This window comes from Paenibacillus rhizophilus (genome assembly GCF_003854965.1).
Classification (GTDB): domain Bacteria; phylum Bacillota; class Bacilli; order Paenibacillales; family Paenibacillaceae; genus Paenibacillus_AQ; species Paenibacillus_AQ rhizophilus.
The window spans coordinates 56,607-80,385 of the sequence record NZ_RQPI01000005.1 but is presented as its reverse complement, the minus strand read 5'-3'; the positions used below and the strand labels follow the sequence as shown (position 1 = coordinate 80,385).

Genomic DNA, 23,779 nt, shown 5'->3' with positions numbered 1-23,779 from the left:
TTCTGCTAACATGGCTGCATATCCAAACCTCAGAACGCAGAGAGTATAGAATAAAAAAGAGCTTTCAACCTGAATGCTTAAAGGATTGAATCCTGAGACAAAAGTTTTATTCAGACCAAATGGCTTAACAAATTCAAATTAATAAATTATGGAGATTATAGTTATGGAAATGAAAAGAACTATAGAATATAGAGTTGGGACTAATTGCTATGTCGATGGGTGTGAAAATCAAGCTGAGTTTGAGGTATATCTATACGATTATTACGAAAATATGAATTATGAATTTTTCGAGCAGGATTTCACATGTCCCTTCATATGCAAAAGGCATATGAAAGAAAACGAGGTACGGTCACAAGGAGAAAAGAAACCAAGAGGTATTGTTGATTATCCTTATACAAACAGACATGGAGCGCAAGGATACACAAAATATTTTCCAATCTCAGAGGTCTTTCCTCTTCTATATGCATCAGAAAGTAAAATATTTGTTCCTGAGTTTCCAATACTAGTGTCGGAAGTGAATGATGAGTTATTAAAATTTGTGGCTAAAAACCCTAGCTATCTTCGGAAGATTGAACCAAGACTGTTTGAGGAAGTTGTTGCCGAAATTTTTAGGCGTAAAGGTTATGAAGTTCATGTAACACAAAGAACTAGAGATGGTGGGCTAGATATTTATGCAATAAAACATGAGATAGCAGGTGCCATGCACTTTGTTATAGAGTGTAAAAGATACGCTGAATCAAGAAAAGTTGGTATAGAAAAAGTTCAAAGACTAAATGGGATTATTGATCCGAATCGAGGACACAGAGGTGTATTAGTTACCACCTCTTCATTTAGTTCTGATGCGATAAAATTTGCTCAGCCTTTAGAGCATCGTATTTCGTTGAGAGATTTTAGTGATTTGCAGAATTGGCTTGCAGAATATAATACTTAGGATTCTACGTAGATAGACTGCTAGTATTGTAAAAAAGTGATTAATAAAATTGCTTAGAAAGATAAGTGTATCGAATGAAATAGAATGCTGCTGGGGCGCTTCTTTTAAAGATAGTTACATAATACCGTAATTGTATTTCTAAGGACCAGGGTGATAGCTATGAGCTTTTTAGTAATGGATGATGGAGAGTACAGTTTCATTTGGGAAACGTTATGCGATTTACAACTAATATTTCATCCGAAGTATTCCCGTGAAGGGAAAATAGATCACAAGGAGTTATTAGGTTTAAATATAAAAAAAGTCTCTGTTATGCTTGACAGAAACCTCTTAAGTAGTTTACTAAAGCTTACTCGTGATGGTTATCTAAAAGATGAACAAGAGATGCGAATAATTGCATTGTTAATGACATGGATGATTATGAATAATTACCCTGCAAGCGCAGGGCTAGCATTGAAGGAGTATGCTACTAAAATAAATGACTTAATTGAACCCAAAAGGGAACTTCGAGAATTTAACAATATTTTTGATTATTACCCTAGTATGATGTGGCTGCGTTTGGCCGAAGGGGCTATAGATAGTATTCCTGTGTGTCCACTGCCAACGGAACCTTTTATCACAGAAATTAAATATAATGAAGATGATGATCACCTACTAATGCACATTGCAGAAATGCTTCATGTAGTATATTTATGTAGACGACGAGAACTATCACCAGTTGAAAAGATGTTGGATTTTTTAATATGGAACTATAAATATTTGTTAATTTGTGAGAGCACCTTGGTTTATACAGCAATGTTGTTTACAAGTCAATCTGGAATCAAAGCACCTAAAAATTCTGGAAGTAATGACATAGGAAAAATACTGGTCGGTTGCAGAAATCAAGCGTGGGATCTGAATTATTTATCGAATTGGAGCAGCTTTCATTATTACGAAAAAACTATGGATGAGATTTTTATGTTCGCAACTAATGATATTCTACTAAAGAGAATATTTATAAATACGTATACTAGTGGTGGCGTAGGTGCGCTGATTGAAGCCGTATTTTCCAAGAGTGATTCCCAGAAAATATTCGAAGTAGTAAATTTCAATCAAAGAAACAGGATAAAACCGGACTTCGGCGCAGACCCAAAAATATACTTGCACCAACTAATTGAACAAGAAAAACATAGGGTGATGGAAACCATAAGTGATAGAGGAAATTTCAACTATCATTAAAACCTATAGGGAAAGTTTTATGTAGAGTATAACAGACCACTGCTCTTCATCAGTTGTCGCTCAAATTGTCAGAGAACAGTAATAACTAGTTCCGCAATCGCTCAGAAAATCGCAACTTTTAAGGGTAATGTTACGAATCGTAGCAGTTTTTTATGCCCAAAAAATAATGTTATCGGTGTTCGAGTCTGCAACAAGAGTCACGATTCAGAGATATGCCAATCAGCTTTTCTCTGCGAAGACGTTCCGTTCGCCTAAATCGGTGATTAATTGATTTAAACGGGGGAAGTAATTAATTGTATCAAATTGATATACGAATCGCTTGTAGCAAGGGGGAAAAACATTGTCTAACAAGCAAGTGATTGCAAGATATGGAGAGGAAATCATTCATATTTCCAATTTTCAAAGAACGATGCATTGGGGAAAGATACACTGCCCTTTCTGCGATCCTCCTCTAAGAGTGAATTACAATGTCAATGGTTATTTCACAGCTTGGCCAGACGAGGGAGGGCATAATTGCCGAAAGATTGAGGCACAATATTTTGATGTGGATTGGGAAGGGAAAGACTACGTAGAAATCATACAACTTGAAAAAAATAATCTTCAGGTTACCATTGATATGGAGTCTTTGACGCAAATCTCCTCAGCAATACAGAGCGGCAATCGCCGGGTTATGAAACCAGAAGATTCTTATTCTAAATATCCGAAGTACGAGTCAAAGAAAAAAGTATTTAGAGACGTAATTCGTAGCATTTATCAAATGAAGAGACTTATCGAGAACAACAAACTGCAGTCTCTCGAAAAAATTAAATTTTCTTTTAAAGTCGGCAAAAATAAACATTTAAGTATTCACGAGTTGGTTATGCTAGGAAATAAAATAAAAACAATACCGCATTATGAACATAGATTCTGCATCTTTAAGGTAGATCGCATTTTGCAAAGAGGTGGGGTAGTCTTCTATAACGGCTATGTCATGAATGGGTGTCAAGTTGTAGCGACTTTAAAATATCCTTATTCGGTCACAAAATTAAAAAAATTAGAGAAAGAATATGTGATTGCATATGGACTAATAAAACGAGCAAAGGACAACCCACTTAAAGTATTTTTGGAACTTGCACACGATTTTCATATTCAATCCATTGAGGATTCCAGTGTAGATCAACTGTTTAATAATAGTGTTGTTGAGTCGTATTTGCATAAAGTACAAGCAAAAAATGAAGTGCAAGCAGTTAGAAATGAAGGGCTGTCTAAATTTCAAGGGCTAGATATGCAGCAAAATCTTATGTCTTCCCCCAATCAGTTACCTGTTACTTCAGCTGAAGTAACAGAACGGGCAATATTTCAACCGACAAAAGACCCGATATCAGCAGCTCCTGGTTATACAGTGTCAGTACCTGTTTCGAATGCGATACCGTTAGCTTCTCATGTAAAGAAGATGGTAAAGAAAAAAGGTGCAATACAAAGATTCTTTGAGAAGTTATTGGGATCAAACTAAATCTCAGATGCAACTTAAATTCTTGTTTATAAACGATTGATTCAAGGGCGAAATAAAAAAATCCTTTCGGCATATTATTTAATAATTTCTATCATGTTCAAATGTATGGTTTTGCTCAATCATTTTGCTAACATATTTGCTAACATGGCTGCATATCCAAATCCCCGAACATAGATAGTATGGAACACAAAAAAGGGCCTTTAACCCGCATGGCTAAAGGCTTTATCCTCGATCTTCCCGTAGTGCAGAAAAGGGGCCAAGTAGTTTACTTCAGGACTTAAAATCCTGCGGTAGGTGACTACCGTACCGGTTCGATCCCGGTCCTCGGCATCTTAGTAGCCCCAAGGGTTTGACCCTTGGGGTTACTTTCTGTAGACCAACAAAATAGAGAATCCTGTGCGCTTCAAACAAGCTGAAACAGCCGCACAGGGTTCTCTGCGAGAGGTCCTCTTTTATGCCATCTGTTCTTCAAAACAGGTAGAGGCAAAGGAGGATTTTTTTATGGCTTTACATGCTTCATTACCTGGAAGAAAGCAAGCCATTCCACTCTTACGATTGATATACTTCCAGGCCTGCCTGGGATTTCAGAAGCTCGGATTTATCCGTTCTCTCCCAAGGGAGATCCAGGTCTTTCCGGCCAAAGTGACCATAGGCTGCGGTTTGCTTGTAAATCGGCTTGCGCAGGTCCAGCATCTTAATGATGCCTGCCGGGCGCAGATCGAAGTTGGCGCGGATCAGTTGGGCAAGCTTGTCTTTGCCAATTCGGCCTGTTCCGTAGGTATCCACATGGATAGACACCGGATTTGCCACACCGATGGCATAGGCCAGCTGAATTTCGCATGTCTCGGCGAGGCCAGCGGCTACAATATTTTTGGCGACATAACGGGCGGCATAGGCTCCGGAACGGTCCACTTTCGTCGGGTCCTTGCCGGAGAAGGCCCCGCCGCCGTGGCGGGCATAACCACCGTAGGTATCCACAATAATTTTACGTCCGGTCAAACCGGCATCCCCTTGAGGTCCGCCTATGACGAACCGCCCGGTCGGGTTAATAAAATATTTCGTGTCTTGATCAAGCAACTCGCGCGGTACCACCTGCAGAATGACAAGCTCTTTGATATCCGCTTGTATCTGCTCCAGGGAGATTTCTTCCGCATGCTGGGCGGATACGACGATGGTATCGATACGTTTGGGTTTGCCATCCTGATATTCAATCGTTACCTGGGTTTTTCCGTCGGGACGCAGATAGTCCAGCAATCCGTTCTTGCGGACTTCTGACAAACGGCGCGCGATCCGGTGGGATAGAGCGATAGGCAGCGGCATCAGTTCCGGTGTCTCGTTGGTGGCGAATCCGAACATCAATCCTTGGTCGCCCGCTCCAATATTTGCTGTTTCTTCGGCAACCTGTGCCGGATCACGGTGCTCAAGCGCCGCGTTTACGCCCTGCGCGATATCCGCAGATTGCTCGTTCAGCGAAACCAGCACGGCGCAGTTATTATAATTAAAGCCGTCCTGGGCCCGCTCATAACCGATGTCCTTTATCGTATTGCGGACGATCGACTGGATATCCACATATCCTGACTTGGAGCTGATTTCTCCAATGACCAGCACAAGACCGGTAGCCACGGAGACCTCACAGGCGACACGGGCATGGGGATCACTCTCCAGAAACGCGTCCAGGACAGCGTCGGAAATCTGGTCGCATATTTTATCCGGATGACCCTCCGTTACAGATTCGGATGTAAAGAGATAGCTTCCTTTTACTGACATAAGCTTAGCCTCCAACTGATAGATTGTATACTGCCGGTATTATTTCGCCAGCCGATCCAGATGCGTAATAAGCGGATGCACGTCGCGTTCTTTATTTTTGCGGGCAGCGTAGGTATCATCCATGATCTCATCGGGCTCGATGATCCATACTGTGGACAAATCAAACTCTGGATTTCTTTCCAAGGAGAGCTTGTAATAATGCTCAAACACCGGACCGCAAATCACCGAGTAGGCCGGATAGCCCTTTATCTGATAGCTTTCTTCTCCCTTGGAGAGATGAATGGCGACCTTTCGCTTGAACCAGATGCTGTTCACGAGATTCACATTGCTCCGGGACGTTTCGATCAGCTCAAGATAAATAATCTGTCCTTCGTCGTTAACCGTAATGGTAGGGTCCGATACGATATGAGGGATGCCCTGTTTATCGGCCGTTGCCAGAACTTTTGCCGCCACGGAATCTTGAAGAAGCGTTTGAATTCTTTCATTTAAAATAGACATGAGTTTCATCGTTCCTCCTTAATCTAAATTCCCTCTGTCCAGATCCGTGTCCGGATGGTTGCCGCATTTTCTGTAATTGTCCATATCGACATTCAAAAGATATTTCTTTCTAAGGTCGCTTAAGCCTTTGGCCAACCGCACATAGTATTCAAGTGAAGGGTTTTGTTGGTTATGGAAGGCCGAACCATGCATGGGCACCCATACACAATGAACGACGCTAACTCCCTGGCTCGCAAAATCCTCCGCTTCTTCAAGCACAGCCTTCAGCGCGTCATCCTCATTGGTAAATCCGTGGGGCTGCGCCATTTCGCATCCGCCGACGATTCCGCTGCTGACATTTCCGGCGCCAAAAATATCGACAGCCCGGATAATTCTCCGTTTCCACTCGGCATATCCGACTTCCTCATGCTTGCCTTTGCAAATCCAGGCGAACAACGCCTCGTTCGGGATTTCAATATCCGAAGTGTACGTCATCAGTCCGGTGTTCTCATAAAGTTTAGCCAGCTGTTTCTCGCTGAAAGCCGAGGCGACTATTGTGCTGGGGAATTTCTTGTCTTTGAAATTGTCTCCGGCGGCTTGAAGCATTTCAATGTACATGTCCACTTCGTCATCGAATATTTCCGCGCCGCTGAGAATGGAGCCGGAACTCATTTTGAGATTGGTAAAAGCACCGGGCTGCTTTAAAGCCTCTTTCACCGTCTCGTATACATCCTGCGCTGTTAGCTGCTTCGACATATTGCATTCTTTCTCGCTTTGCGTGGAGTTGGCGTTGATATTGCAAAATTTGCAGCCGTTCCCCTTGTTCCAGAAGTGGCAGTGGCTGTTGGGGTCGATATCAAGCCGTTGCGGTCTGGAAGAAGCCACCTGCCACATCGGAGTACCGGAGCTGGTGAACTTGTCATAATAATCCGGTTTGTACCAATAGTGTACCTCTTCCACGATTTCGCCCTGATCGGTCAAAACCAGCTTGCCGTCGATCTGATCTACCACGTAAGGGTTCTTGGCTGTCTTGGAAGGCATGCCGATAATCGAGGTTCCGTCCCTGAGCAGGAGCGAGACCGGAACGGCGGCGTTCTTATCCCGGTTGGAGCCGATCAGCACTCTTTGCTGATATTGATGCTTGCTTTTGTCCAGCGCTCCCAGTGCCCGATCCGTATAGATAAACGACCTGCGGGTAACATCCGATTTGATAATGACAAAAGGGGATACATCATTGTATTTATCCATAACTTCCCGTAATGTTAATTCTCTTTGTCCAGAAGCGTGAGTTGTAACTGAACTCATCCGCATTCACCCCAGCTTTCATTTTTTTTATGGAAAAATGTCTTCCAAGTTTGCGCGGCATCAGTCTTGAAAGGTTAACGCCGCTCACTCCACTGTTTACGAAACAAAGGAAGTACCTTTTGTCCAAAGTTATCCGCTTCCTCCAAATGGGGGTAACCGGAAAGAATAAAGGTGCTTATACCGATTTCCGCATAGCGGATTAGCACATCCGTAACCTGCTCCGCTGTACCGACAATAAGCATCGCCCCTCCCGAGCGAACGAGGGATAATCCGCTCCACAGATTAGGGCCTAAGACGAAGTCGTTCGCTGCAGACTGTTCCCTCAGTTCGTTCTGCCTGCTCTGGTTGGCAGCGTCCGTCTTTGCAAAAGATTGCTTCGCTTGCCGCAGCGTGTCCGATGAGGCGCGGCTGATTAAGCTCCACGCAGCCGCCCAGGCTTCTTCCTCGGTGTCGCGTATAAGCACTTGTGCTCTTAATCCGTACCTCGGTTTGCGGTCAATCCCTGTAGTCCTGAGAACCTTCTTTCGAACATCCTCCATCTCGTCAATCTGCCCGGAGATCCATTCATGCGGCTCACCCCACATCAGATAGGTGTCCGCGTGCTGGGCCGCAGCTTGCTTGGCGATTAGCGAGCTCCCTCCCAGATAAAGCGGGGGATGCGGACGCTGTACCGCAATCGGCGTGTGAACCGGGCCGCGAAACTGAAAATACTTGCCTTCAAAAGAATCTGCGGCTGCGGCAGAGCCATGTTCAGCTTGGCCTGAGAATTCAGATAACGCTGATCCGGGCGACCCGGTCCAGGCAAGCTTCATCACCTGCATGTACTCCATCGCCCGTTCATACCGGTCATCATGGGCATGGGCGAGCGGATCGCCGAGCTGTTCCAGATCCTGAACCGAGCTCCCGGTAACGACATTGATCATGGCCCGCCCTCCTGACAATTGATCTAGAGAGGCGGCCATACGGGCCGCGAGCACCGGTGCAATCAATCCGGGTCTGACCGCTACGAGGGCGTGAAGCCGTGTCGTGCGGCTCATCACTGCTGATCCGACCACCCATGAATCAAGGCACGATCCACCTGTCGGGATCAGAACGAACTCAAAGCCGGAGCGTTCCGCCATCTGCGCTACCTCAATTAAATAATCAAGCGAGGGTTCTCTCTCCGGATCAGTCCCCACATAGCGGCCGTCGCCGGATGTCGGCAAAAACCAGCCAAATCGAATCTCTTCTGCATACAAGCCCATGATAGCCTCCTTATGTCGTAACTTGATGAAACCATTTCTGGTTTATTCCTCCGGTGAACCGGTCGAATTCCTATAAAACTTATAGGATTAAATTTATATTCTGATTGTAACAAGCGTTTCAGTTATCGGGAATGTCAATTCGCGTTAACTTCGATTTGTCAATTTACGTCTTTTATATAGATGCTGAACAGATCGTATAAGAAGAGGGTCAGAGAGAATAGAGTGGATTTTTGGCGGGGAAATATATATTTTTTAAAAAAAGGGGCTGGATCTAAATTTATATATAAACTTGGCAAAAAGAGGTCCATCCATGGATGGCTGCTGAATCAAAAGGTAAGATTTGGAGCAACAAAAAAGGGTGCTCCAAAAGCCATGAATGGAATGGCTGCTGGGCCCCCCGATTGTTTTTCGAGCAGGATGTACCGAACCCCTCAGCCTTTAACGGAGCCTTGCGTAAGTCCGGAAATGATCTGGTTTTGAAACAGGCTGTACATCGCAACGCTTGGAATAATGCTGATGACAATCGCCGCGAACATCGAGGTAAAATCGGTTGTAAACTGGCTGGCGAAAAAACGAATGCCCATTTGCAGAGTCCGCACCTGTTCGGAAGAAGTCAGCAGCATCGCATACAGGAACTCGTTCCAGCTGCTTAAGAATTGAAACGTCGCCGCGGTCACGATGCCTGTGCGGGAAATCGGTACTATCACTCTAAAGAACTTTTGATAGAAATCGCACCCGTCCAGCAGCGCGGCCTCTTCCAGCTCCCCGGGAATCGAATCCATAAAACCTTTAATAATAAAGACGGACAGCGGAAGCGAGACCGCCGTATACGTTAAAATCAGCGCCAGCTTTGTGTCATAGAGGCCGAGCATCCGAATCAAAGTGAAATACGGAACCATCAGCGCGCTAACCGGCACCAGTATCCCCGTAATCAGGGTTGAAAATATAACGGGTCCAAACCTGAACTTATACCTGGAGAGCACATAGGCAGCCATGGATGCAACCAGGGCGTTCAAGGCTGTTGCCGAGAAACTGATTAGAACGGAATTTGAAAATAACAGAGCCAAATGCGCCGACTTGAACGCATTCACATAATTGCCGAACTGCGGCGGGGCGGGGAACCGAAATGGATCACCAAGAAGTTCGACATTCGTTTTTAGTGAAGCCATGACGAGCCAGAGCATAGGGAAGAGCGTGTAAATAAGAAACAAGGACAAAATGGCGCGGGACAGCATCTTTTCAAGCAGCACATTTATTTTCATAAGACTTCTCCTGAATTACATGTCGTATTTGGCGGCGTTAAATAATCTGCGTACCGTCAGAATGACCAGGCCGCCGAGAACAATCAGCACCGTGCCCAAAGCATTGGCCGTCCCGTAATGGAAGTTCTGCAGTTCTTTATATAAATAAAGTACAAGGACCGAGGTGCTGTTGGCCGGACCGCCGCCCGTCAGCAGCAGAACCTGTTCGAATTGCCGAAGCCCGTTTACCATCGCAAGCGTTACGCAGGTAGCTAGGGTTCCTTTGATCAGCGGCAGCGTGATGTGCCAATCCTGCTGCGTGCGTGTCGCTCCGTCAATGCTTGCCGCCTCATAGTAGGATTGCGAAACCGAGGAGATGTCCGCCAAAATAATGACCATGAAATAGCCGATATACAGCAGACCATACACGAGCACGGAAGGGAAGGCGCTGCCCAGCCCTCCGAGCCAGTTATGCTCCCATTCGGACAATCCGATCAAACGGAGAAAGCCGTTCAGCAATCCCCGCTCATTGTTATAGATAGCTCCCCACATCATCGTGATTGCGATACCTGAGATGACATGGGGGAAAAAGTAAATTGTACGCAGCAGCTTCCAGCCTTTCGGCTTTCGGGCCAGCAGCAGGGCGACTACGATGGCAAGCGGTACCTGAATGAACGCCTCCGCGAAGGCCCAGATCAAATTGTTGCGAATGGAGATCCGAAATACTTCATCATGGAACAAGGCGCTGTAATTCCGGAGGCCGACAAACCCGGGGCTGCTCATACCATCCCAATTCAATAAGCTGACAACGACGACATATCCGACGGGATATAGAAAAAAGGCGGCAAAGAGCAGTAAGGCCGGCAGTAGAAAAAGGATAGCGCCTGTACGGAAATGGGTGGTTCGCTGCATATTCAGCCCTCCTTTGCTTCAGCTTCCAGCGTACCGGGCTTATTTTGAATCCGCCTGTTTAAGCTGCTCCACGAATTGTTCCGGCGTATATTTCCCCAGCACCAGACCGCTCAACGCTTGCGGGAATTCCGCACCGACGGCGGGGCTCACGCTTGCCCGAAAATGAGGAATGATATATGGCGCTGCTTCCATTCCTTTTTTCATCTCGGTTTGCAGCCGCTCGACCTTGTCATCCTTGGCAACATCGTATTTGATCACGAACAATGATCCGGAATCCAGCGATATTTTCTTCACATTGTCCGGAGAGGTCAGATATTTAAGGAATTTTACAATGGCTTCTTCTTTCTTTTTATCCTTTTGTTTGCCTACGGCCAGACTTGCTTGGGTAAAGCCGATATACTGCCCGGGTTGTCCTTTCCCGCCTTCGTACACGGGGGCAGGCGCCACCTCGACGGAGTCGTACAATTGATCAATGCCTTCCTTTTTGATCCTGCCGATAAACCAGGGCCCGTTCAACAGCACAGCGGTTTGCTGATTTAAGAAGTGGCCGCCTGCGTTGTCCAGTCCAACCGCATCTCCCGTAGTGTAGTCAAAGAGCTTTTTCAATACCTCGGCGGCTTGTACAAAGGCGGGGTCGTCCAATCCGTGTTTGTACACATCCGGCCCTCCAATAGCGGACACCAACTGGGAGTACCACAGCATGGAGACCCATCCGTCGCCTCCGGTCATTTGCGTGGCTGGAGCGATGCCAGCGGCTTTCAATTTGTCATAAGCGGCGAACAGCTCGGTGTACGTTTTGGGGAATCCGGTAATGCCCGCTTGTTTGAACAGCTTGGTATTGTATAATACCGGCGTTACGCCGAACTCGAACGGAATCGAGTACACTTTCCCGTCGTATGCGGCATTGTCAAAGGCATGATCCAGAAACGTGCTTTTCCACTGTTCGTCCAGATAAGGAGTAAGATCGGCCAAATTTCCCGATTTGTAATAGAACTCCCCGTCCGCAGGATTATCGAAAGAAAAAATATCCGGTGTAGTCCCCGTCGTAATATTGGTGCGGATCTTATCCTTGTAAGCACCGTAATCAGGGATCTCTTCAACGACGACTTTGATTTTGCCTTGATTCTGTTCGTTGAAATCTCTGACGATTTGAGCGAACGTGGCGGCTTTTGAATCTTTCGCTACCCATATGCTTGGGAATTTGATTTCGATTTCGGATGCTTCGCCGCTATTCGCGTTTTCACCGCATGCGCTTAGCAGTATGGAAAAGACGAGCAAGATAGCAGGCAGCGTAAGAAGGAGAGTTCTCTTTTTCATCGTATGTACACTCCTTAAATGGTTATTAGTTAGCAAACAGTATGTTATTATCAGCTTCTCTAGTGGTCTAGTCAATGTCCAATAAATTAACTTGGTTTACTATGCTTTATATATTATCAAGCCGAATCTTCATAAGTAAATGTCATTTTAAGTTGTTCGTGCATGTCATTTTAAGTCATGACGAATGATTGCCGCAGAATAAAAGAGTGAATGAAAGGCATTGTGAACCTTGTAGAAATTATATATTATTTATAAAAATGAGATTTCCATATCATTAAAATCGCATTATAAAAAGAGGTCTGTTATATGAAAGACAAGATGATAGAGGATCATCATGAGTTTTTGGAGCTATGCCTTTTTACCCCTTCCGTATATGAAAAGTCCGGAGCCGCTTGGCCGATTCGCCTTGGACACAATATTGCCAAACCGAATTATCATATTGGCCCCCGGACGACGCCCTATTATTATTTGATTTTTGTGCTGGAAGGGCAAGGGACGTTTCATCAAAACAAACAAATCTTTCAACTCCGCAAAAACGATATTTTCTGTCTGTTTCCACAGGTCATTCATGAATATTACACGCGTTCGGACGACCCGCTCTGCAAAGTATTTCTTGCCTTCGACGGGAGACAGGCTCTAAGTCTGCTTGAGAAGATTGGGTTGACTATGCACAGCCCGCATGCAGCGGGTATTTTAACACCCGAAGCGATTCAACTGATGTGGGATTTCTTCAAATTGGTGAATTCGGATAACGACACGGACCTGGGACGGCTTATCCTATTCCACCGTATCTTCGATCAGCTCTCTGCTGCGGTTGACGGTTCTGCCCGTAATGACCGGCGGGATGTCTCGTGGCTGCAAAAAGGGCATGAATATATGGAGATTCACTATGCGGAGGGCATCACCGTCGAAAGAGTATCTGAGTATGTCGGCATTGATCGCACCCATTTTACCAAACAGTACCGCAAGGCTTATGGAATCACTCCCATTCAGTTTATCCAGGAGTTGAAAATGAAGGAAGCCCGGTCCTTGCTGGAGCAGACCTCCTATACCTTGTCCGAAATTGCCCACTCTGTCGGCTACCCCGATATATTCTCCTTCTCGAAGGCGTTCAAGAAGCGTCTTGGTGTCGCACCCACTCAATATCGGGATAATAAAATCAAAAGTGAACAGTAGAACTGAGTCAAGCTGCGCAAGGGAAGGCGCTGCGTTCTCTCCCGGACCCAAGCATGAAAACGCATAGAATCTATGATAAAATGATGAAATGTGGAGCTTCAGCTTCGGCCGCCGGCGTGATATCGGCGGTTTGTTAAAAGGAGAGAAACGGACTTGAAGGATGAAGTGAAAGAAGCGTACAAGCTTTTGGGACTGCCCGAGGATGTTACTAAAGAAGAAGTCAACCGCCGGTTCGACCTCCTGCTCAAACGCAGGAAATCCGCATCCGGCAGCGGGACCGCCGAATCCGGGCCCTTCCTGGCGTATGAAGACGAAATGAAGGCGTACCGCCTGATTCTGGACGACTGGGCCAGGACAGAAACTCAGGAGGCCGAGAACAAACGCCTGGCCAAATGGGGGAGGTTCGCAGGAACAGCCAGCAGGCTGGAAGACTTTTTCAGATTGTACAAGACGCATGTTCTGGTAACTGTCGCGATTATTGCTGTTCTGATTGCCGGGGGAGTCGCATTACAGAATCATCTTGAGGAGAAGAGAATTGAGGCTAGCCTGCCTCCCGTAGATCTGAACATTATGTTTATCGGCAACTACATGCCCGAGAACGATCCGAATGGAGATGGACAGCCACTGGAAGAGGCCATATTAAAGGCGTTTCCCGATTGGCGCAGAGTGGAGGTCCAAACCCTGTACATTCCTTCATCCAATTCGGGAGGCGGAGCGGGGGATATGGCGTACACTCAAAAAGCCGTTGCAGAATTGACCGCCAGTCCGCCAGATCTGCTCGTGCTGGATAAGGACACTCTCCCTTGGCTGGCCCAGCAGGGAGGACTTGAGCTGCTGGATGAGACGCAGCTGGCGAAGTGGTTTGGCTCCGGCTCTAAAGATGGTCATGTCCGGAAAGCGTTAAACGTCAAGGACGGAATCGAGCATCCGTACGGTATCGATTTTACGGACAGCGCATTGGCGTCGTCCCTGCCACTGAAGCATGCCGAACTGATCGCCGGAGTTTACGGAGGCGCCTCGAATAAAGAGAAGGCATTTCAGTTTCTGGAGCGGTGCGCGGCTCAGGCAGGCTCCAACTAACCGGGATAGTCATTTTATTCCATGTGAAAGTAACGTTTCTCCATGTATCAAACAAGGATTATGAGTTATTCTTATGCTAAGTCATGCTAGGTGCAGCCCTTGACTAAGCATTTGCGGAAAAATAACTTTAGGAGGAACGGTAACATGCCATCCATTGCAGATACGCTTCAGTTGATCCATTCGGAGTTGTTCAGAGACAGGCTGTCAGAACTCTACGGGGAAGGCCCAGAGGCGCTCACCAGCCAAGTCGAAAGATACAGCTCTTTGGTCCACGAGTATAACGAAAGATTCAATGGAACCGATGTTTATCTGTTTAGCTCGCCCGGCCGCAGTGAAATCAGCGGAAATCATACCGATCACAATTTGGGCAAAGTGATAGCGGCCAGCATTAATATGGATTGCATAGGCGTTGCGGAGAAGAACGGGGATAACAAGGTCAGCATCAAAAGCGTCACGTACAACGAAGATTTTACGATTGATCTTAGCCGCAGAGAAGATATTCCGAATCCTTCCGGAACGTACACTCTCGTTGAGGGGATACTGAACGGTTTTGAAAAAGATGGTTATAACATCGGGGGCTTCAACGTTTGTGTAACAAGCGATGTAATTAGCGCGGCTGGAGTAAGTTCTTCAGCTTCCTTTGAAATGCTGATCTGCGCCATCCTCAATTTCTTTTATAACGATAATCAAATGGATGTGGTAACCTGCGCCAAAATCGGGCAATATGCCGAGAACAGCAAGTGGGACAAGCAATCGGGCCTGCTCGACCAAATCGCGTGCGGTCACGGGGGTCTGATATCCATCGATTTTAAAGATGCGCAGCACCCTGTAATCACAAGCTTGAATTTTGAGCCGGTGGACCAAGCCTACAAGCTTCTGATCATTCCCACAGGAGGAAACCATGCAGATTTAAGCCGTGAGTATTCTTCGATTCCTTCAGAAATGAAAGCGGTAGCGGGCGAGCTGGGAGCCAAAGTTCTCGGTGATTTGAGAGTGGAAGATGTGCTGAGCCGTTTTCAGGAAATCAGGGAAAAGGCTGGTGATAGAGCCGTGCTGAGAGCCCTGCATTTTTTCGAGGAAAACGGTAGAGTGGATAAGCAGATTAAAGCGCTGGAAGAGGGACGTGCGGATGAATTTATCAAATTGGTCAATGAATCCGGCAATTCGTCTTGGAAGTGGCTCCAGAATTGTTATTCCAATACGACCCCGGAAACACAAGGCGTATCCCTGTACCTGGCGGTTACCGAATTGTTTATCAAGAATAACGGAGCCGGAGCTTGCCGTGTGCATGGAGGAGGGTTTGCCGGTGTAATTATGGCCCTCCTGCCCAAAGCGCTCGTCGATTCCTATACCGAGTATATGCAATCTTTTGGCGTCGACCAAATTTACTCCATCCGCATGCGCAAGTACGGCGCGGTTAATGTAAACCTTCTTTTGAACGATGACAAGCTTCCCGCAGCTGCACGGAATTAATTAAGCGGACCCCTTATTGGCGACTGAATTCATAGATAAAGAAATAAGCGACACGGGCTGGTCAGGAGAACATCTTGGCCGGCTTTTTTGTATAGGAAGACTGTAACTTGTATAAAAAAAACTCTTTCTGAGGTCTATTTGTGATTTAATTAAGTTAGAAAAATGAGGTAATTTTGGAATGCAGATGCGGAAGAAAGGAGAATGAGGAGAATCTTTGCCAAGGAAACCGGCGGGCGCCTTCATATTGCTGTCCAGGGATGCGGAAACGGTAGAGATTATCAATATCGCCGTACGGGAAGATGTTCAGGGCCAGGGGATCGGAAAAAGATTGCTTCAAGCCGCGCTTGAACAGGCGAAATCGTCACAAACCAAGGCCATTGAGGTAGGTACGGGGAACTCCAGCCTGGATCAACTGGCTTTTTACCAAAAATGCGGATTTCGGATCATTGGCGTGGACCGTGACTTCTTTGTACGGAATTATGCGGAAGATATATACGAGAACGGCATACAATGCCGGGATATGATCCGGTTAAGGTATGACGATGACGGGGAGAAAGTTGTTCAAAGAAAATAAAGTATTAGACTGGAAAATTCGGCCTGCTGGAATATCTCTGCCGAAACTGCTGCACTTGCCAATGGCGTTAAGCTGTTTGTTAGCACCTTCTTGGGTTCTCACCTGATGCGTCTAGTACTTCATTATAGAGGTCAATTGTATGTTGATCAAAAATGGGGCTAAGCTCTACAGTATTGTCATCTTCATAAGAACGTGAGTTAAGTCCTACTACTAGATTTGTCCACTTACGACCTTCAATATTCAAGTCAACCATCATAGCCCCTCCGCTAGATCCCGGACCCATGGGATTCCCTTCCATCACAAAAGAGCCATCATTAATTTTTTCCCTTGTACCATCAACCGCAGCCATGACGTTACCGTCATTAAAGTCTTCTGGATACCCAATTGCATGCATTGGATGCCCATCTGGAGCAGGTTCTCCTATTTTTAAAGCTAACGTCTGTCCCGGGTAAGATTCCGTGGTGCGGCAAAACGCAAAATCTAATTCAGCAAATTTTCCTGCTCCTTCTGCAGTGCCTATACGTTCAATAGCAAAAAGTTCTTGTTCTTCATTACCATCAACGTTTCTATAAGCACGTGCGAACGCAAAGTTTTTGTATTCTTCTCCAGTATCTTCATCTACTACACAATGTGCAGCGGTGAGGATCATTTGACAATGACCAATAAATTGAGCAGTTCCATGGAAATGCTTAGTGTCTTCGCCTTCTCCTTGTGTAAATAGAAATTTACCCCCGGCACTGTAAGGGAAATCATTTACATCTACTTCATAAGGCTCTCCTAGAAATGGAGATAAAGAAGATGAATTATCTTGATTTATTATAGATTCTGTTTCATATGGGCTTTTTACTTGATTTCTAAAATCCTTCTCTAAAGCTTCTTTAGTTATTTTTTTGGGGGATATAGGCTTCGCTTTAGATATTCTTTCTGGCGTCCAATACTCTAATACCCTCTGAGATTCTGTGTTAGAATACGATTTTATTTTAAAATGTTTTTCTTGATTGTTCATTAAAAATCTCCTCTAGGAATTATTTTTCTACGAGCATAATTTACTTCAACCCGCGAGAAACCTTGATCCTGCTGCAAGGCATTTTTGCGGGTTTTGTCTCTGCTTTTTCCCCTTATTTCCCCGCCAGATTCAACTGCCAAGTCACTCCGTATCGATCGCCGACCCAGCCGAATTTATCACTGAACGGGTAAGCGGCCAAAGGCATATATACGCTGCCTCCTTCGGACAGCTTTGCAAACAGATGGTCAATCTCTTCCTCGCTCTTGCAATTGACATACAGAGACATAGAGGGCGTAAACGTGAAGTCATGCGTTAAATTGCTGTCGATGCACATAAACTGTTGTCCGTTCAGCGAAAAGGCGGCGTTCATCACGCTCCCTTCGGATCCATCTTGGTTTGGCCCGTAACGCTTAATATGCAGCACTTCCGACCCGTCGAACAAAGAAATGTAGAAGTTCATCGCCTCCTCAGCCTGTCCGGAAAACATTAAAAACGTCGTAATTTTTTGATCCTGCATAGTTATCGCTCCCTTTAACTAAATATGAAATACCGTTCGGCGAATGCCTGACCCCTCTTTACAAACATACGTTCTTATAAACGTATTATCTGAAAGTGCCGGCGGCTTGTCAACACTTCTATCCGAAGGTATTATCAGAATATCCATAAGTTAGAAAGTTTATTTGTTAATACATAATGTTTACGGGTACATAGCGGATAACGATATTAAGCGGGAGGGAAGACGATCGGATGAATGGTTTGAACCGGATTGGACAGGGAAGAACAGCCGATATTTTTGAACACAAGGAAGGGAGAATTATCAAGCTTTACAAAAAGGACTTTCCCGCGGAGGCGATCAATCAGGAGCTTTTCGTCAGCATGCTGGCTTGTTCGCTTGGTATACGCACTCCTGAGCCTTTCGGACATACCGAACTGGACGGCAGGAACGGATTAATATTTCAGCGCATCTCCGGCGCTTCATTGCTGGATCTTCTCACCAAGAAGCCTTGGGCTGTGACTAAATATTCAAACCTGCTGGCGAACCTGCACGCTGAAATCCATGCTTATGAGGCGTCCGAATTGAACAGGAAACAGAAAAAGCTGCTCTGTGAAAGCATACAAAGGGCTCCCCTCCTTACCGAACAGGAGAAAGCAAAAATTATCCGCTACATGGAGGAATTGCCTGAGGGGAACCGGCTGTGCCATGGCGACTTTCATCCGGACAACGTGATGTTTGACGGAAGCTGCTGGATTCTTGACTGGATGACCGGGATGTCGGGAAATCCTGCCGGCGACGTCGCAAGATCGGTGATTTTACTCAGTATAGGTTCTATGCCTGACGGCACTCCAGCCCCCATTAAGTTATTGGCTCAATTCCTTAGAAACAAGCTGAAGTCAGCTTACATTAAAGAGTATCTTCGGGTAACCGGTCAGGATTATTCAACGATAGACAAGTGGATAATGCCGACAGCCGCAGCCAGATTGTCCGAAGGGGTTCCACAGGATGAAAAAATCAAACTCGTATCGATCATCAGAGCAAGATTAGCGGAGCGACCTAAGATTCATCATTTGTAGAAAGGAGAGGGATCTATTGATTTATGTTATTAAATTTATCTACAGTTTCGTGCTTCCTCCGGGAATTTTTATCCTGCTTCTGACGCTGCTGGCATTATGGATGCTATGGAAAAAACAGCGCGGCTCGGCAGGAATGCTGCTCGTTATAACGCTGCTGCTGTATTTCGCTTCGATCCCGCTGGTCTCGGACCCGCTAATGCGGACGCTGGAATCGAAATATGCTCCCCCGGCGGAGGTGCAGGGCGATTGTCTGGTTGTGCTCGGCGGAGGAGCCACACAGGGAACTCCCGATGTGGACGGTGAGGGCAATTTGGGAGGCTCGGCGGCCAACCGGCTAATAACGGCGGTGCGGCTGCACCATCTGACGGGATTGCCGGTGCTGTTCAGCGGCGGGCAGGTTTTTGCGGACAGCGGAAACGAAGGCGACATCGCCCGCAGGCAGCTGATCGGATTGGGAGTGGACGAGCAGAATATTCTTATAGAGAATCGCTCGCTGAATACGGAACAGAATGCGGAATACACAGTCGAGCTGTTGAAGGAACAGGGATTGAGCCGCCCTGTGCTGGTTACTTCGGCTTTTCATATGCCGCGGGCGGTTGCGGAGTTCCGGCGGGCCGGGATGGAGGTGCAGCCGTATCCGACCGATTATCATGCAAGCGCTGCGGCTTCTGCGTCATGGTATGCGGGGAAGCTGGCTCCAAGCCCTGGAGCCATCGAAACGGTTGGAGGCGTACTCAAGGAGTATATCGGTTCATTGGCAGTTGCGGTCAAAGGACACTGAAAGCTTTTTAACAGACAAGCGCAGATTAAACAGCCAAAGATTCATGCAAAAGGACGTCCCGCCAATTCTGGCTATAGGAACGTCCTTTTGTGTTTATAGATGCCTTGGCCTCAAATGACTGGCAAACTGTAGCTTTACGCTTCCGAAGACGGGCTGACTCCAAGGTTGTAATCATCCTCTTCATTATCGCGTATCGTCTTTTGCAGCACGAAGCAGGACACCACCAGGAATGCGGCGGCTATCGCGTAGTAGCCCTTGACATAAAGCGGCTCCTTCAACGTGTATAACCCTATGTACTCAAAGAGGATGGCAATCACGAAACCCGCCCAGGCCAGAAAAGTAAACGCCGACGTGTTCCGCTTGCGGTGATACGGATTTTGCTCCTGTAAAAAGTCGTCCTCATCGTTGTCCCTTACTACTTTTTGCAGCATAAATGACGAGATAATAATGAGAACGCCGCATACGGCATAGTACCCTTTTACCGACAAAGGTTCTTGAAGGGTGTAGATTCCGACAAATTCAAAGCCCGCCGCAATGACAAATGCCGTCCACGCCATAAAGGAATATGCTGCGGTGTTGCGCCTTCTGTAAAAATTCGGCCTCTTTGGAGGTACAACCGTATTCGATTGGGATTCCAGATTCATCGCCTCTTTCGTATTTTTTCATCATTATCAAATATTTTACTATGGCGGAATTAGACCTGTCATTGATTTTTTTGTATGCTGTCCAACGTCGTCTTTTTCATTTGGGTTGGGCGGGGTACAATGGATTTATGCTTTGTTTGGCTGTAGATCGTTATTAAGGAGAGATTGAACATGGAAAAGATTGAATTGGTGCAGGTTGCGCCGGAGAATCCGGATCTGGCCCTGCTGATTTCACAGCTTGACCGCTATCTGTTTGAACTTTACCCGCCGGAAGAAGTCTATCTGGTTGATTTCGAAGATCCTTACGTGAATGATATTTATTTTATCGTCGCTTACCTGGACTCCCGCCCTGTCGGATGCGGAGCGATTAAGAAGCTGGATGAAGACCATGTGGAGTTGAAGCGTTTCTTCGTGGAGCCGGAGTTCCGAGGCAGGGGAATCGCCCGGATGATCGTGCAGCGGCTGGAAGAAGAGGCGGCACATCAGGGGTATCAGGGAATCAAGCTGGAAACGGGAGATCAGCAGACGGAGGCCATCGGGTTCTATAAGAAGAACGGTTACGGCGGGATTGAACGGTTCGGAGAATACGCGGATTGTCCATCCAGTCTTTGTTTTGAGAAGAAAATATAGATGACCCTGTTCTATTTGATTCGTCACGAAGAACCTGATTGGAAAGAGAAGGTGATCATTTGAATTTTTCTCATATTTTGTTTGACCTGGACGGAACGCTGACAGACCCGAAGCTGGGCATTACCAAGTCCGTGCAGTACGCGCTTGCCAAGTTTGGCATTGCCGAAGGCGATTTGGATCGATTGGAACCGTTTATCGGGCCGCCGCTGGCCCATTCGTTCCAAGAGTTTTATGGTTTTTCGGAGGCGGACGCCTGGCAGGCGGTGCTGTATTACCGGGAATACTTTGCGGATAGGGGGATTTTCGAAAATGAACTGTATTCCGGAATTCCCGAACTTTTGAGTATGCTTACTCAGCGGCAGGCCGTTCTGATCGTAGCGACTTCCAAGCCGCTTGTGTTCGCGGAGAAGATTCTGAAGCATTTTAAGCTGGAGCACTTCTTCCATGCGGTGGTCGGGAGCGGCCTGGATGGAACACTGTCGGATAAAAGTGAGATCATTAAGCATATTCTGGAACAAGAGAATCTGGAAGCAGCCGGCACGGTAATGATCGGAGACCGGAAGTATGATATTATCGGAGCGCATAACAACGGAATATCGTCTATTGGCGTTTTGTACGGGTACGGCAGCGAAGCTGAGATGGAAGCCATTGGACCGACGTATTGTATACATACTGTGCAGGAACTGTACGAAGCATTTGCTTCAAATGGAAAGGCGGACATCGTATGATTTCCATTAAAAAAATCGGCCGCGATGATTTGCCCGCCTTAAGCAGCCTGTATGAGGAACTGATGGGACGAAAGACCAATGAGGCGAAGCTGTCTGACGTATTCGAATCGCTTGAGCATGATGACCGTTATATTTTGCTGGGCGCTTTTCAAGGGGATATATTAGCCGGCTCGCTGATGGGGATCGTCTGCCAGGATCTTGTGGGAGAATGCAAGACGTTTATGGTCATAGAGAATGTTGTCGTAGCCGGCAGTTTCAGAAGACAAGGGATCGGCAAGAATTTGATGCTGGAAATCGAGCAAGCGGCGCGGAAGAGAGACTGCGCCTACATCATCTTGGTATCGGGCGGGCAGCGAAAAGAAGCGCATAAGTTCTACGAACAATTGGGATATAAGGAAGAGAATGTGGAGGGGTATCGGAAGCATTTTTAAAGATGGGGGCGAAGATATGGAAAAAGCATGGAAGTTGGATCTTCAACCGATCAAAGATAACGATGTTGAAGCGTTGACTGAAATCATGACCCGGTCCTTTGATAATGATGCTTTGGTTTCGCTCGGTGAAGATAAAGGCGGACCGGAAGGATATGACACAGGCGAATTTATCAGACGCTGGGCGCTGGAATCGCCCTCCGAATCTTTTAAAGTGCTGCTGGATGGCAGAATAGTGGGTGCTGTCATTGTCTTCATCCATGAGAATAACGAAAATTTCCTGGGCAATTTATTTGTAGATCCCGCTTTGCAAAGTCAGGGCGTCGGCTTGAGCATATGGGAAGCAATAGAGAGGGAATACCTGGACACGAAAAAGTGGACGACGGAAACTCCGGGATTTTCAAGGCGAAACAATCATTTTTACGTCAATAAATGCGGATTTAAAATCGTCAGAATTGAGAACGCCCGTGATGCCAAGGAAGCAAGCTATGTAATGGAGAAAGAAATGAGCGAAGTATTTTAAAGGAAAGGCGGTAATAGGGATGCCTATCGACTTTCACGATCATAACAATCAATCGACCTATGCCTCCAGAGAAGCGGAAGCGCGCTGGGTCCAAACGATAGAGCAGCATGTCCGGCTTCAAGGGATGCGTGTACTGGATCTTGGCTGCGGCTGCGGTATTTACACGAAGGCTCTGGCGCTGTCCGGGGCGGGATTTGCTCAACCGGACAGGAAGATCCATCTTACATGAATTATCGGATGGGGAATTGAAGGAACTGGTGAATTTCATCGGATCGAAGCTGGCTGGCGGCCAACCCATACAGGAACAGGACCGATGGACAATATGGATCGCGGTGAAAGAATAAGAATAGCCGGAGGTGAAAAAGTGAGTTCTGTAGCAATTCGGGATTTTGGTCCGCAAGACAGTGAAGCAGTCTCGGTCCTCATCAGAGAGAACCTGCTTAAGGTTAACAGCAGAGATTATCCGGAACAAATCATTCAAAGAATGGTTAATCTGTTTTCGCCGGAGTACATAAAGCTCATTTCCGCAGCAAGAAAAATGGTAGTTGCCATTGAAGGTGAGAAAGTGATCGGTACTGCAAGTCTGGATGGAGATACGCTATATACCGTTTTTGTGGATATGGATCATCACGGCAGGGGAGTTGGGCGTTCTCTTATTCGATATTTGGAGCAAGTCGCTTGGAATAGCGGTGTCTGTATTCTTAAAGTTCCCAGCAGCCTGACGGCTGAACATTTTTACGGGGAGCTGGGATACCGCCGGGTTCAGGTGATCGAGTCGGAAGAATTCGGTACGGATATTATCATGTCCAAGGATCTGCGGCCCGTCACATATCGCGAGTATACGCCGACTGGGAAAGAGTTCATCCGCTTGATTGAAAGCGCAGGCTGGCAGGGAATAACGGAGAAGGGAAGCAAGCAGCTGGAGACCGCTCTGTGCGGCAGCTGGTTTATTATTTCGGCCTTTAAAGGGGATCAACTGGTTGGAATGGGCCGGGTGATCTCGGATGGCGTCTTTCAGGCTTTTATATGCGATTTAATTATTTTGCCGGATGACCAGGGCAAGGGGATCGGTTCCGGCATTCTTAGGAGATTGCTGAAGAAGTGCAAAGAACGGGATATCCTGATGGTTCAATTGTTTGCGGCGGCTCATAAAGCGGATTTTTACAAGAAGTTTGGATTTAAAGAACGGCCTCTGGAGGCGCCGGGGATGAGATGGGTCAGCAGAAGCAGCGATGTTTGAATTTAAAGGACGATAATTAATGC

The 23,779-nt window shown here is 46.5% G+C and carries 25 protein-coding genes and 1 pseudogene; 15 read left to right on the top strand and 11 right to left on the bottom strand.

Features of this window, described 5'->3' with window-relative positions; genetic code table 11:
• Positions 1 to 163: 163 nt before the first annotated feature.
• The 3 genes from EH198_RS11170 to EH198_RS11160 all read left to right on the top strand — a co-directional run bounded on the left by EH198_RS11170 (position 164) and on the right by EH198_RS11160 (position 3,638).
• Positions 164 to 931, top strand: coding sequence for a restriction endonuclease (locus EH198_RS11170; protein ID WP_185702846.1), 768 nt, complete (start codon positions 164 to 166; stop codon positions 929 to 931).
• A gap of 159 nt (positions 932 to 1,090) precedes the next feature.
• Positions 1,091 to 2,146 (top strand): hypothetical protein, encoded by a 1,056-nt coding sequence (locus EH198_RS11165; RefSeq protein ID WP_124695626.1) that lies wholly within the window; start codon positions 1,091 to 1,093, stop codon positions 2,144 to 2,146.
• Between the two features lie 340 nt (positions 2,147 to 2,486).
• Positions 2,487 to 3,638 (top strand): hypothetical protein, encoded by a 1,152-nt coding sequence (locus EH198_RS11160; protein WP_124695625.1) that lies wholly within the window; start codon positions 2,487 to 2,489, stop codon positions 3,636 to 3,638.
• A 549-nt stretch (positions 3,639 to 4,187) separates the two neighbouring features.
• On the opposite strand, the gene metK is transcribed toward EH198_RS11160, so the two are convergent.
• The 7 genes from metK to EH198_RS11125 all read right to left on the bottom strand — a co-directional run bounded on the left by metK (position 4,188) and on the right by EH198_RS11125 (position 11,901).
• Positions 4,188 to 5,405 carry a methionine adenosyltransferase gene (gene metK, locus EH198_RS11155; RefSeq protein ID WP_124695624.1) on the bottom strand — a complete coding sequence of 406 codons (1,218 nt, stop codon included), beginning with the start codon at positions 5,403 to 5,405 and terminating at the stop codon, positions 4,188 to 4,190.
• A gap of 39 nt (positions 5,406 to 5,444) precedes the next feature.
• Positions 5,445 to 5,903, bottom strand: a complete 459-nt coding sequence (locus tag EH198_RS11150) for a hypothetical protein (protein WP_124695623.1) — start codon at positions 5,901 to 5,903, stop codon at positions 5,445 to 5,447.
• An 18-nt stretch (positions 5,904 to 5,921) separates the two neighbouring features.
• Positions 5,922 to 7,187 carry a radical SAM protein gene (locus EH198_RS11145; protein ID WP_124695622.1) on the bottom strand — a complete coding sequence of 422 codons (1,266 nt, stop codon included), beginning with the start codon at positions 7,185 to 7,187 and terminating at the stop codon, positions 5,922 to 5,924.
• A gap of 74 nt (positions 7,188 to 7,261) precedes the next feature.
• Positions 7,262 to 8,431 (bottom strand): LLM class flavin-dependent oxidoreductase, encoded by a 1,170-nt coding sequence (locus EH198_RS11140; RefSeq protein ID WP_124695621.1) that lies wholly within the window; start codon positions 8,429 to 8,431, stop codon positions 7,262 to 7,264.
• A gap of 431 nt (positions 8,432 to 8,862) precedes the next feature.
• Positions 8,863 to 9,693, bottom strand: coding sequence for a carbohydrate ABC transporter permease (locus tag EH198_RS11135; protein WP_124695620.1), 831 nt, complete (start codon positions 9,691 to 9,693; stop codon positions 8,863 to 8,865).
• Positions 9,694 to 9,708: 15 nt separating this feature from the next.
• Positions 9,709 to 10,584: a carbohydrate ABC transporter permease gene (locus tag EH198_RS11130; RefSeq protein ID WP_124695619.1), complete on the bottom strand. Its 876-nt coding sequence runs from the start codon at positions 10,582 to 10,584 to the stop codon at positions 9,709 to 9,711.
• Between the two features lie 39 nt (positions 10,585 to 10,623).
• Positions 10,624 to 11,901 carry an ABC transporter substrate-binding protein gene (locus EH198_RS11125; RefSeq protein ID WP_124695618.1) on the bottom strand — a complete coding sequence of 426 codons (1,278 nt, stop codon included), beginning with the start codon at positions 11,899 to 11,901 and terminating at the stop codon, positions 10,624 to 10,626.
• Between the two features lie 306 nt (positions 11,902 to 12,207).
• On the opposite strand from EH198_RS11125, the gene EH198_RS11120 reads away from it, so the two are divergent.
• The 4 genes from EH198_RS11120 to EH198_RS11105 all read left to right on the top strand — a co-directional run bounded on the left by EH198_RS11120 (position 12,208) and on the right by EH198_RS11105 (position 16,204).
• Positions 12,208 to 13,077 (top strand): helix-turn-helix transcriptional regulator, encoded by an 870-nt coding sequence (locus EH198_RS11120; RefSeq protein ID WP_124695617.1) that lies wholly within the window; start codon positions 12,208 to 12,210, stop codon positions 13,075 to 13,077.
• A gap of 153 nt (positions 13,078 to 13,230) precedes the next feature.
• On the top strand, positions 13,231 to 14,157 hold the full coding sequence (locus tag EH198_RS11115) for a hypothetical protein (protein ID WP_124695616.1): 927 nt from the start codon (positions 13,231 to 13,233) through the stop codon (positions 14,155 to 14,157).
• A 144-nt stretch (positions 14,158 to 14,301) separates the two neighbouring features.
• Positions 14,302 to 15,630, top strand: coding sequence for a galactokinase (locus EH198_RS11110; RefSeq protein ID WP_124695615.1), 1,329 nt, complete (start codon positions 14,302 to 14,304; stop codon positions 15,628 to 15,630).
• 214 nt (positions 15,631 to 15,844) lie between these two features.
• On the top strand, positions 15,845 to 16,204 hold the full coding sequence (locus tag EH198_RS11105) for a GNAT family N-acetyltransferase (protein ID WP_124695614.1): 360 nt from the start codon (positions 15,845 to 15,847) through the stop codon (positions 16,202 to 16,204).
• A gap of 79 nt (positions 16,205 to 16,283) precedes the next feature.
• On the opposite strand, the gene EH198_RS11100 is transcribed toward EH198_RS11105, so the two are convergent.
• Positions 16,284 to 17,210 carry a trypsin-like serine peptidase gene (locus tag EH198_RS11100; protein WP_124695613.1) on the bottom strand — a complete coding sequence of 309 codons (927 nt, stop codon included), beginning with the start codon at positions 17,208 to 17,210 and terminating at the stop codon, positions 16,284 to 16,286.
• 112 nt (positions 17,211 to 17,322) lie between these two features.
• A complete protein-coding gene (locus EH198_RS11095) occupies positions 17,323 to 17,727 on the bottom strand; it encodes a VOC family protein (protein ID WP_124695612.1) in 405 nt (134 codons plus the stop codon).
• A gap of 230 nt (positions 17,728 to 17,957) precedes the next feature.
• On the opposite strand from EH198_RS11095, the gene EH198_RS11090 reads away from it, so the two are divergent.
• Entirely contained in the window at positions 17,958 to 18,782 is an 825-nt protein-coding gene (locus EH198_RS11090; protein ID WP_246014205.1) for a phosphotransferase family protein, read from the top strand.
• Positions 18,783 to 18,798: 16 nt separating this feature from the next.
• Positions 18,799 to 19,563 carry a YdcF family protein gene (locus EH198_RS11085; protein ID WP_124695611.1) on the top strand — a complete coding sequence of 255 codons (765 nt, stop codon included), beginning with the start codon at positions 18,799 to 18,801 and terminating at the stop codon, positions 19,561 to 19,563.
• Positions 19,564 to 19,697: 134 nt separating this feature from the next.
• Here EH198_RS11085 and EH198_RS25135 read toward each other — a convergent pair whose 3' ends face one another.
• Together EH198_RS25135 and EH198_RS25490 are read right to left on the bottom strand one after the other, a co-directional pair.
• Positions 19,698 to 19,898 (bottom strand): YiaA/YiaB family inner membrane protein, encoded by a 201-nt coding sequence (locus tag EH198_RS25135; protein ID WP_246014230.1) that lies wholly within the window; start codon positions 19,896 to 19,898, stop codon positions 19,698 to 19,700.
• 84 nt (positions 19,899 to 19,982) lie between these two features.
• A pseudogene (locus EH198_RS25490) lies at positions 19,983 to 20,120 on the bottom strand (YiaA/YiaB family inner membrane protein); the annotation flags it as partial.
• Positions 20,121 to 20,378: 258 nt separating this feature from the next.
• Between EH198_RS25490 and EH198_RS11075 the strand changes: the two are divergent.
• The 6 genes from EH198_RS11075 (at position 20,379) to EH198_RS11050 (ending at position 23,756) form a co-directional block, all read left to right on the top strand.
• Positions 20,379 to 20,837 carry a GNAT family N-acetyltransferase gene (locus EH198_RS11075; protein WP_124695609.1) on the top strand — a complete coding sequence of 153 codons (459 nt, stop codon included), beginning with the start codon at positions 20,379 to 20,381 and terminating at the stop codon, positions 20,835 to 20,837.
• A gap of 59 nt (positions 20,838 to 20,896) precedes the next feature.
• Complete coding sequence (locus tag EH198_RS11070; protein ID WP_124695608.1) at positions 20,897 to 21,565, top strand: HAD family hydrolase; 669 nt, start codon at positions 20,897 to 20,899, stop codon at positions 21,563 to 21,565.
• Entirely contained in the window at positions 21,562 to 21,996 is a 435-nt protein-coding gene (locus tag EH198_RS11065; RefSeq protein ID WP_124695607.1) for a GNAT family N-acetyltransferase, read from the top strand. Before EH198_RS11070 ends, EH198_RS11065 begins: the two co-directional genes overlap by 4 nt.
• Before the next feature lie 16 nt (positions 21,997 to 22,012).
• On the top strand, positions 22,013 to 22,516 hold the full coding sequence (locus EH198_RS11060; RefSeq protein ID WP_124695606.1) for a GNAT family N-acetyltransferase: 504 nt from the start codon (positions 22,013 to 22,015) through the stop codon (positions 22,514 to 22,516).
• 19 nt (positions 22,517 to 22,535) lie between these two features.
• Positions 22,536 to 22,745 carry a class I SAM-dependent methyltransferase gene (locus tag EH198_RS25125; protein WP_246014203.1) on the top strand — a complete coding sequence of 70 codons (210 nt, stop codon included), beginning with the start codon at positions 22,536 to 22,538 and terminating at the stop codon, positions 22,743 to 22,745.
• Between the two features lie 135 nt (positions 22,746 to 22,880).
• Positions 22,881 to 23,756: a GNAT family N-acetyltransferase gene (locus EH198_RS11050; protein ID WP_185702845.1), complete on the top strand. Its 876-nt coding sequence runs from the start codon at positions 22,881 to 22,883 to the stop codon at positions 23,754 to 23,756.
• Positions 23,757 to 23,779 lie beyond the last annotated feature (23 nt).

What these genes read in the sequence shown, in the direction of transcription:
- EH198_RS11170 (WP_185702846.1), top strand. Translation starts at nt 164, where the DNA reads ATGGAAATGAAAAGAACTATAGAATATAGAGTTGGGACTAATTGCTAT.
- EH198_RS11165 (WP_124695626.1), top strand. Translation starts at nt 1,091, where the DNA reads ATGAGCTTTTTAGTAATGGATGATGGAGAGTACAGTTTCATTTGGGAA.
- metK (WP_124695624.1), bottom strand. Translation starts at nt 5,405, where the DNA reads ATGTCAGTAAAAGGAAGCTATCTCTTTACATCCGAATCTGTAACGGAG.
- EH198_RS11150 (WP_124695623.1), bottom strand. Translation starts at nt 5,903, where the DNA reads ATGTCTATTTTAAATGAAAGAATTCAAACGCTTCTTCAAGATTCCGTG.
- EH198_RS11145 (WP_124695622.1), bottom strand. Translation starts at nt 7,187, where the DNA reads ATGAGTTCAGTTACAACTCACGCTTCTGGACAAAGAGAATTAACATTA.
- EH198_RS11140 (WP_124695621.1), bottom strand. Translation starts at nt 8,431, where the DNA reads ATGGGCTTGTATGCAGAAGAGATTCGATTTGGCTGGTTTTTGCCGACA.
- EH198_RS11135 (WP_124695620.1), bottom strand. Translation starts at nt 9,693, where the DNA reads ATGAAAATAAATGTGCTGCTTGAAAAGATGCTGTCCCGCGCCATTTTG.
- EH198_RS11130 (WP_124695619.1), bottom strand. Translation starts at nt 10,584, where the DNA reads ATGCAGCGAACCACCCATTTCCGTACAGGCGCTATCCTTTTTCTACTG.
- EH198_RS11125 (WP_124695618.1), bottom strand. Translation starts at nt 11,901, where the DNA reads ATGAAAAAGAGAACTCTCCTTCTTACGCTGCCTGCTATCTTGCTCGTC.
- EH198_RS11120 (WP_124695617.1), top strand. Translation starts at nt 12,208, where the DNA reads ATGAAAGACAAGATGATAGAGGATCATCATGAGTTTTTGGAGCTATGC.
- EH198_RS11110 (WP_124695615.1), top strand. Translation starts at nt 14,302, where the DNA reads ATGCCATCCATTGCAGATACGCTTCAGTTGATCCATTCGGAGTTGTTC.
- EH198_RS11100 (WP_124695613.1), bottom strand. Translation starts at nt 17,210, where the DNA reads ATGAACAATCAAGAAAAACATTTTAAAATAAAATCGTATTCTAACACA.
- EH198_RS11095 (WP_124695612.1), bottom strand. Translation starts at nt 17,727, where the DNA reads ATGCAGGATCAAAAAATTACGACGTTTTTAATGTTTTCCGGACAGGCT.
- EH198_RS11090 (WP_246014205.1), top strand. Translation starts at nt 17,958, where the DNA reads ATGAATGGTTTGAACCGGATTGGACAGGGAAGAACAGCCGATATTTTT.
- EH198_RS11075 (WP_124695609.1), top strand. Translation starts at nt 20,379, where the DNA reads ATGGAAAAGATTGAATTGGTGCAGGTTGCGCCGGAGAATCCGGATCTG.
- EH198_RS11065 (WP_124695607.1), top strand. Translation starts at nt 21,562, where the DNA reads ATGATTTCCATTAAAAAAATCGGCCGCGATGATTTGCCCGCCTTAAGC.
- EH198_RS11060 (WP_124695606.1), top strand. Translation starts at nt 22,013, where the DNA reads ATGGAAAAAGCATGGAAGTTGGATCTTCAACCGATCAAAGATAACGAT.
- EH198_RS25125 (WP_246014203.1), top strand. Translation starts at nt 22,536, where the DNA reads ATGCCTATCGACTTTCACGATCATAACAATCAATCGACCTATGCCTCC.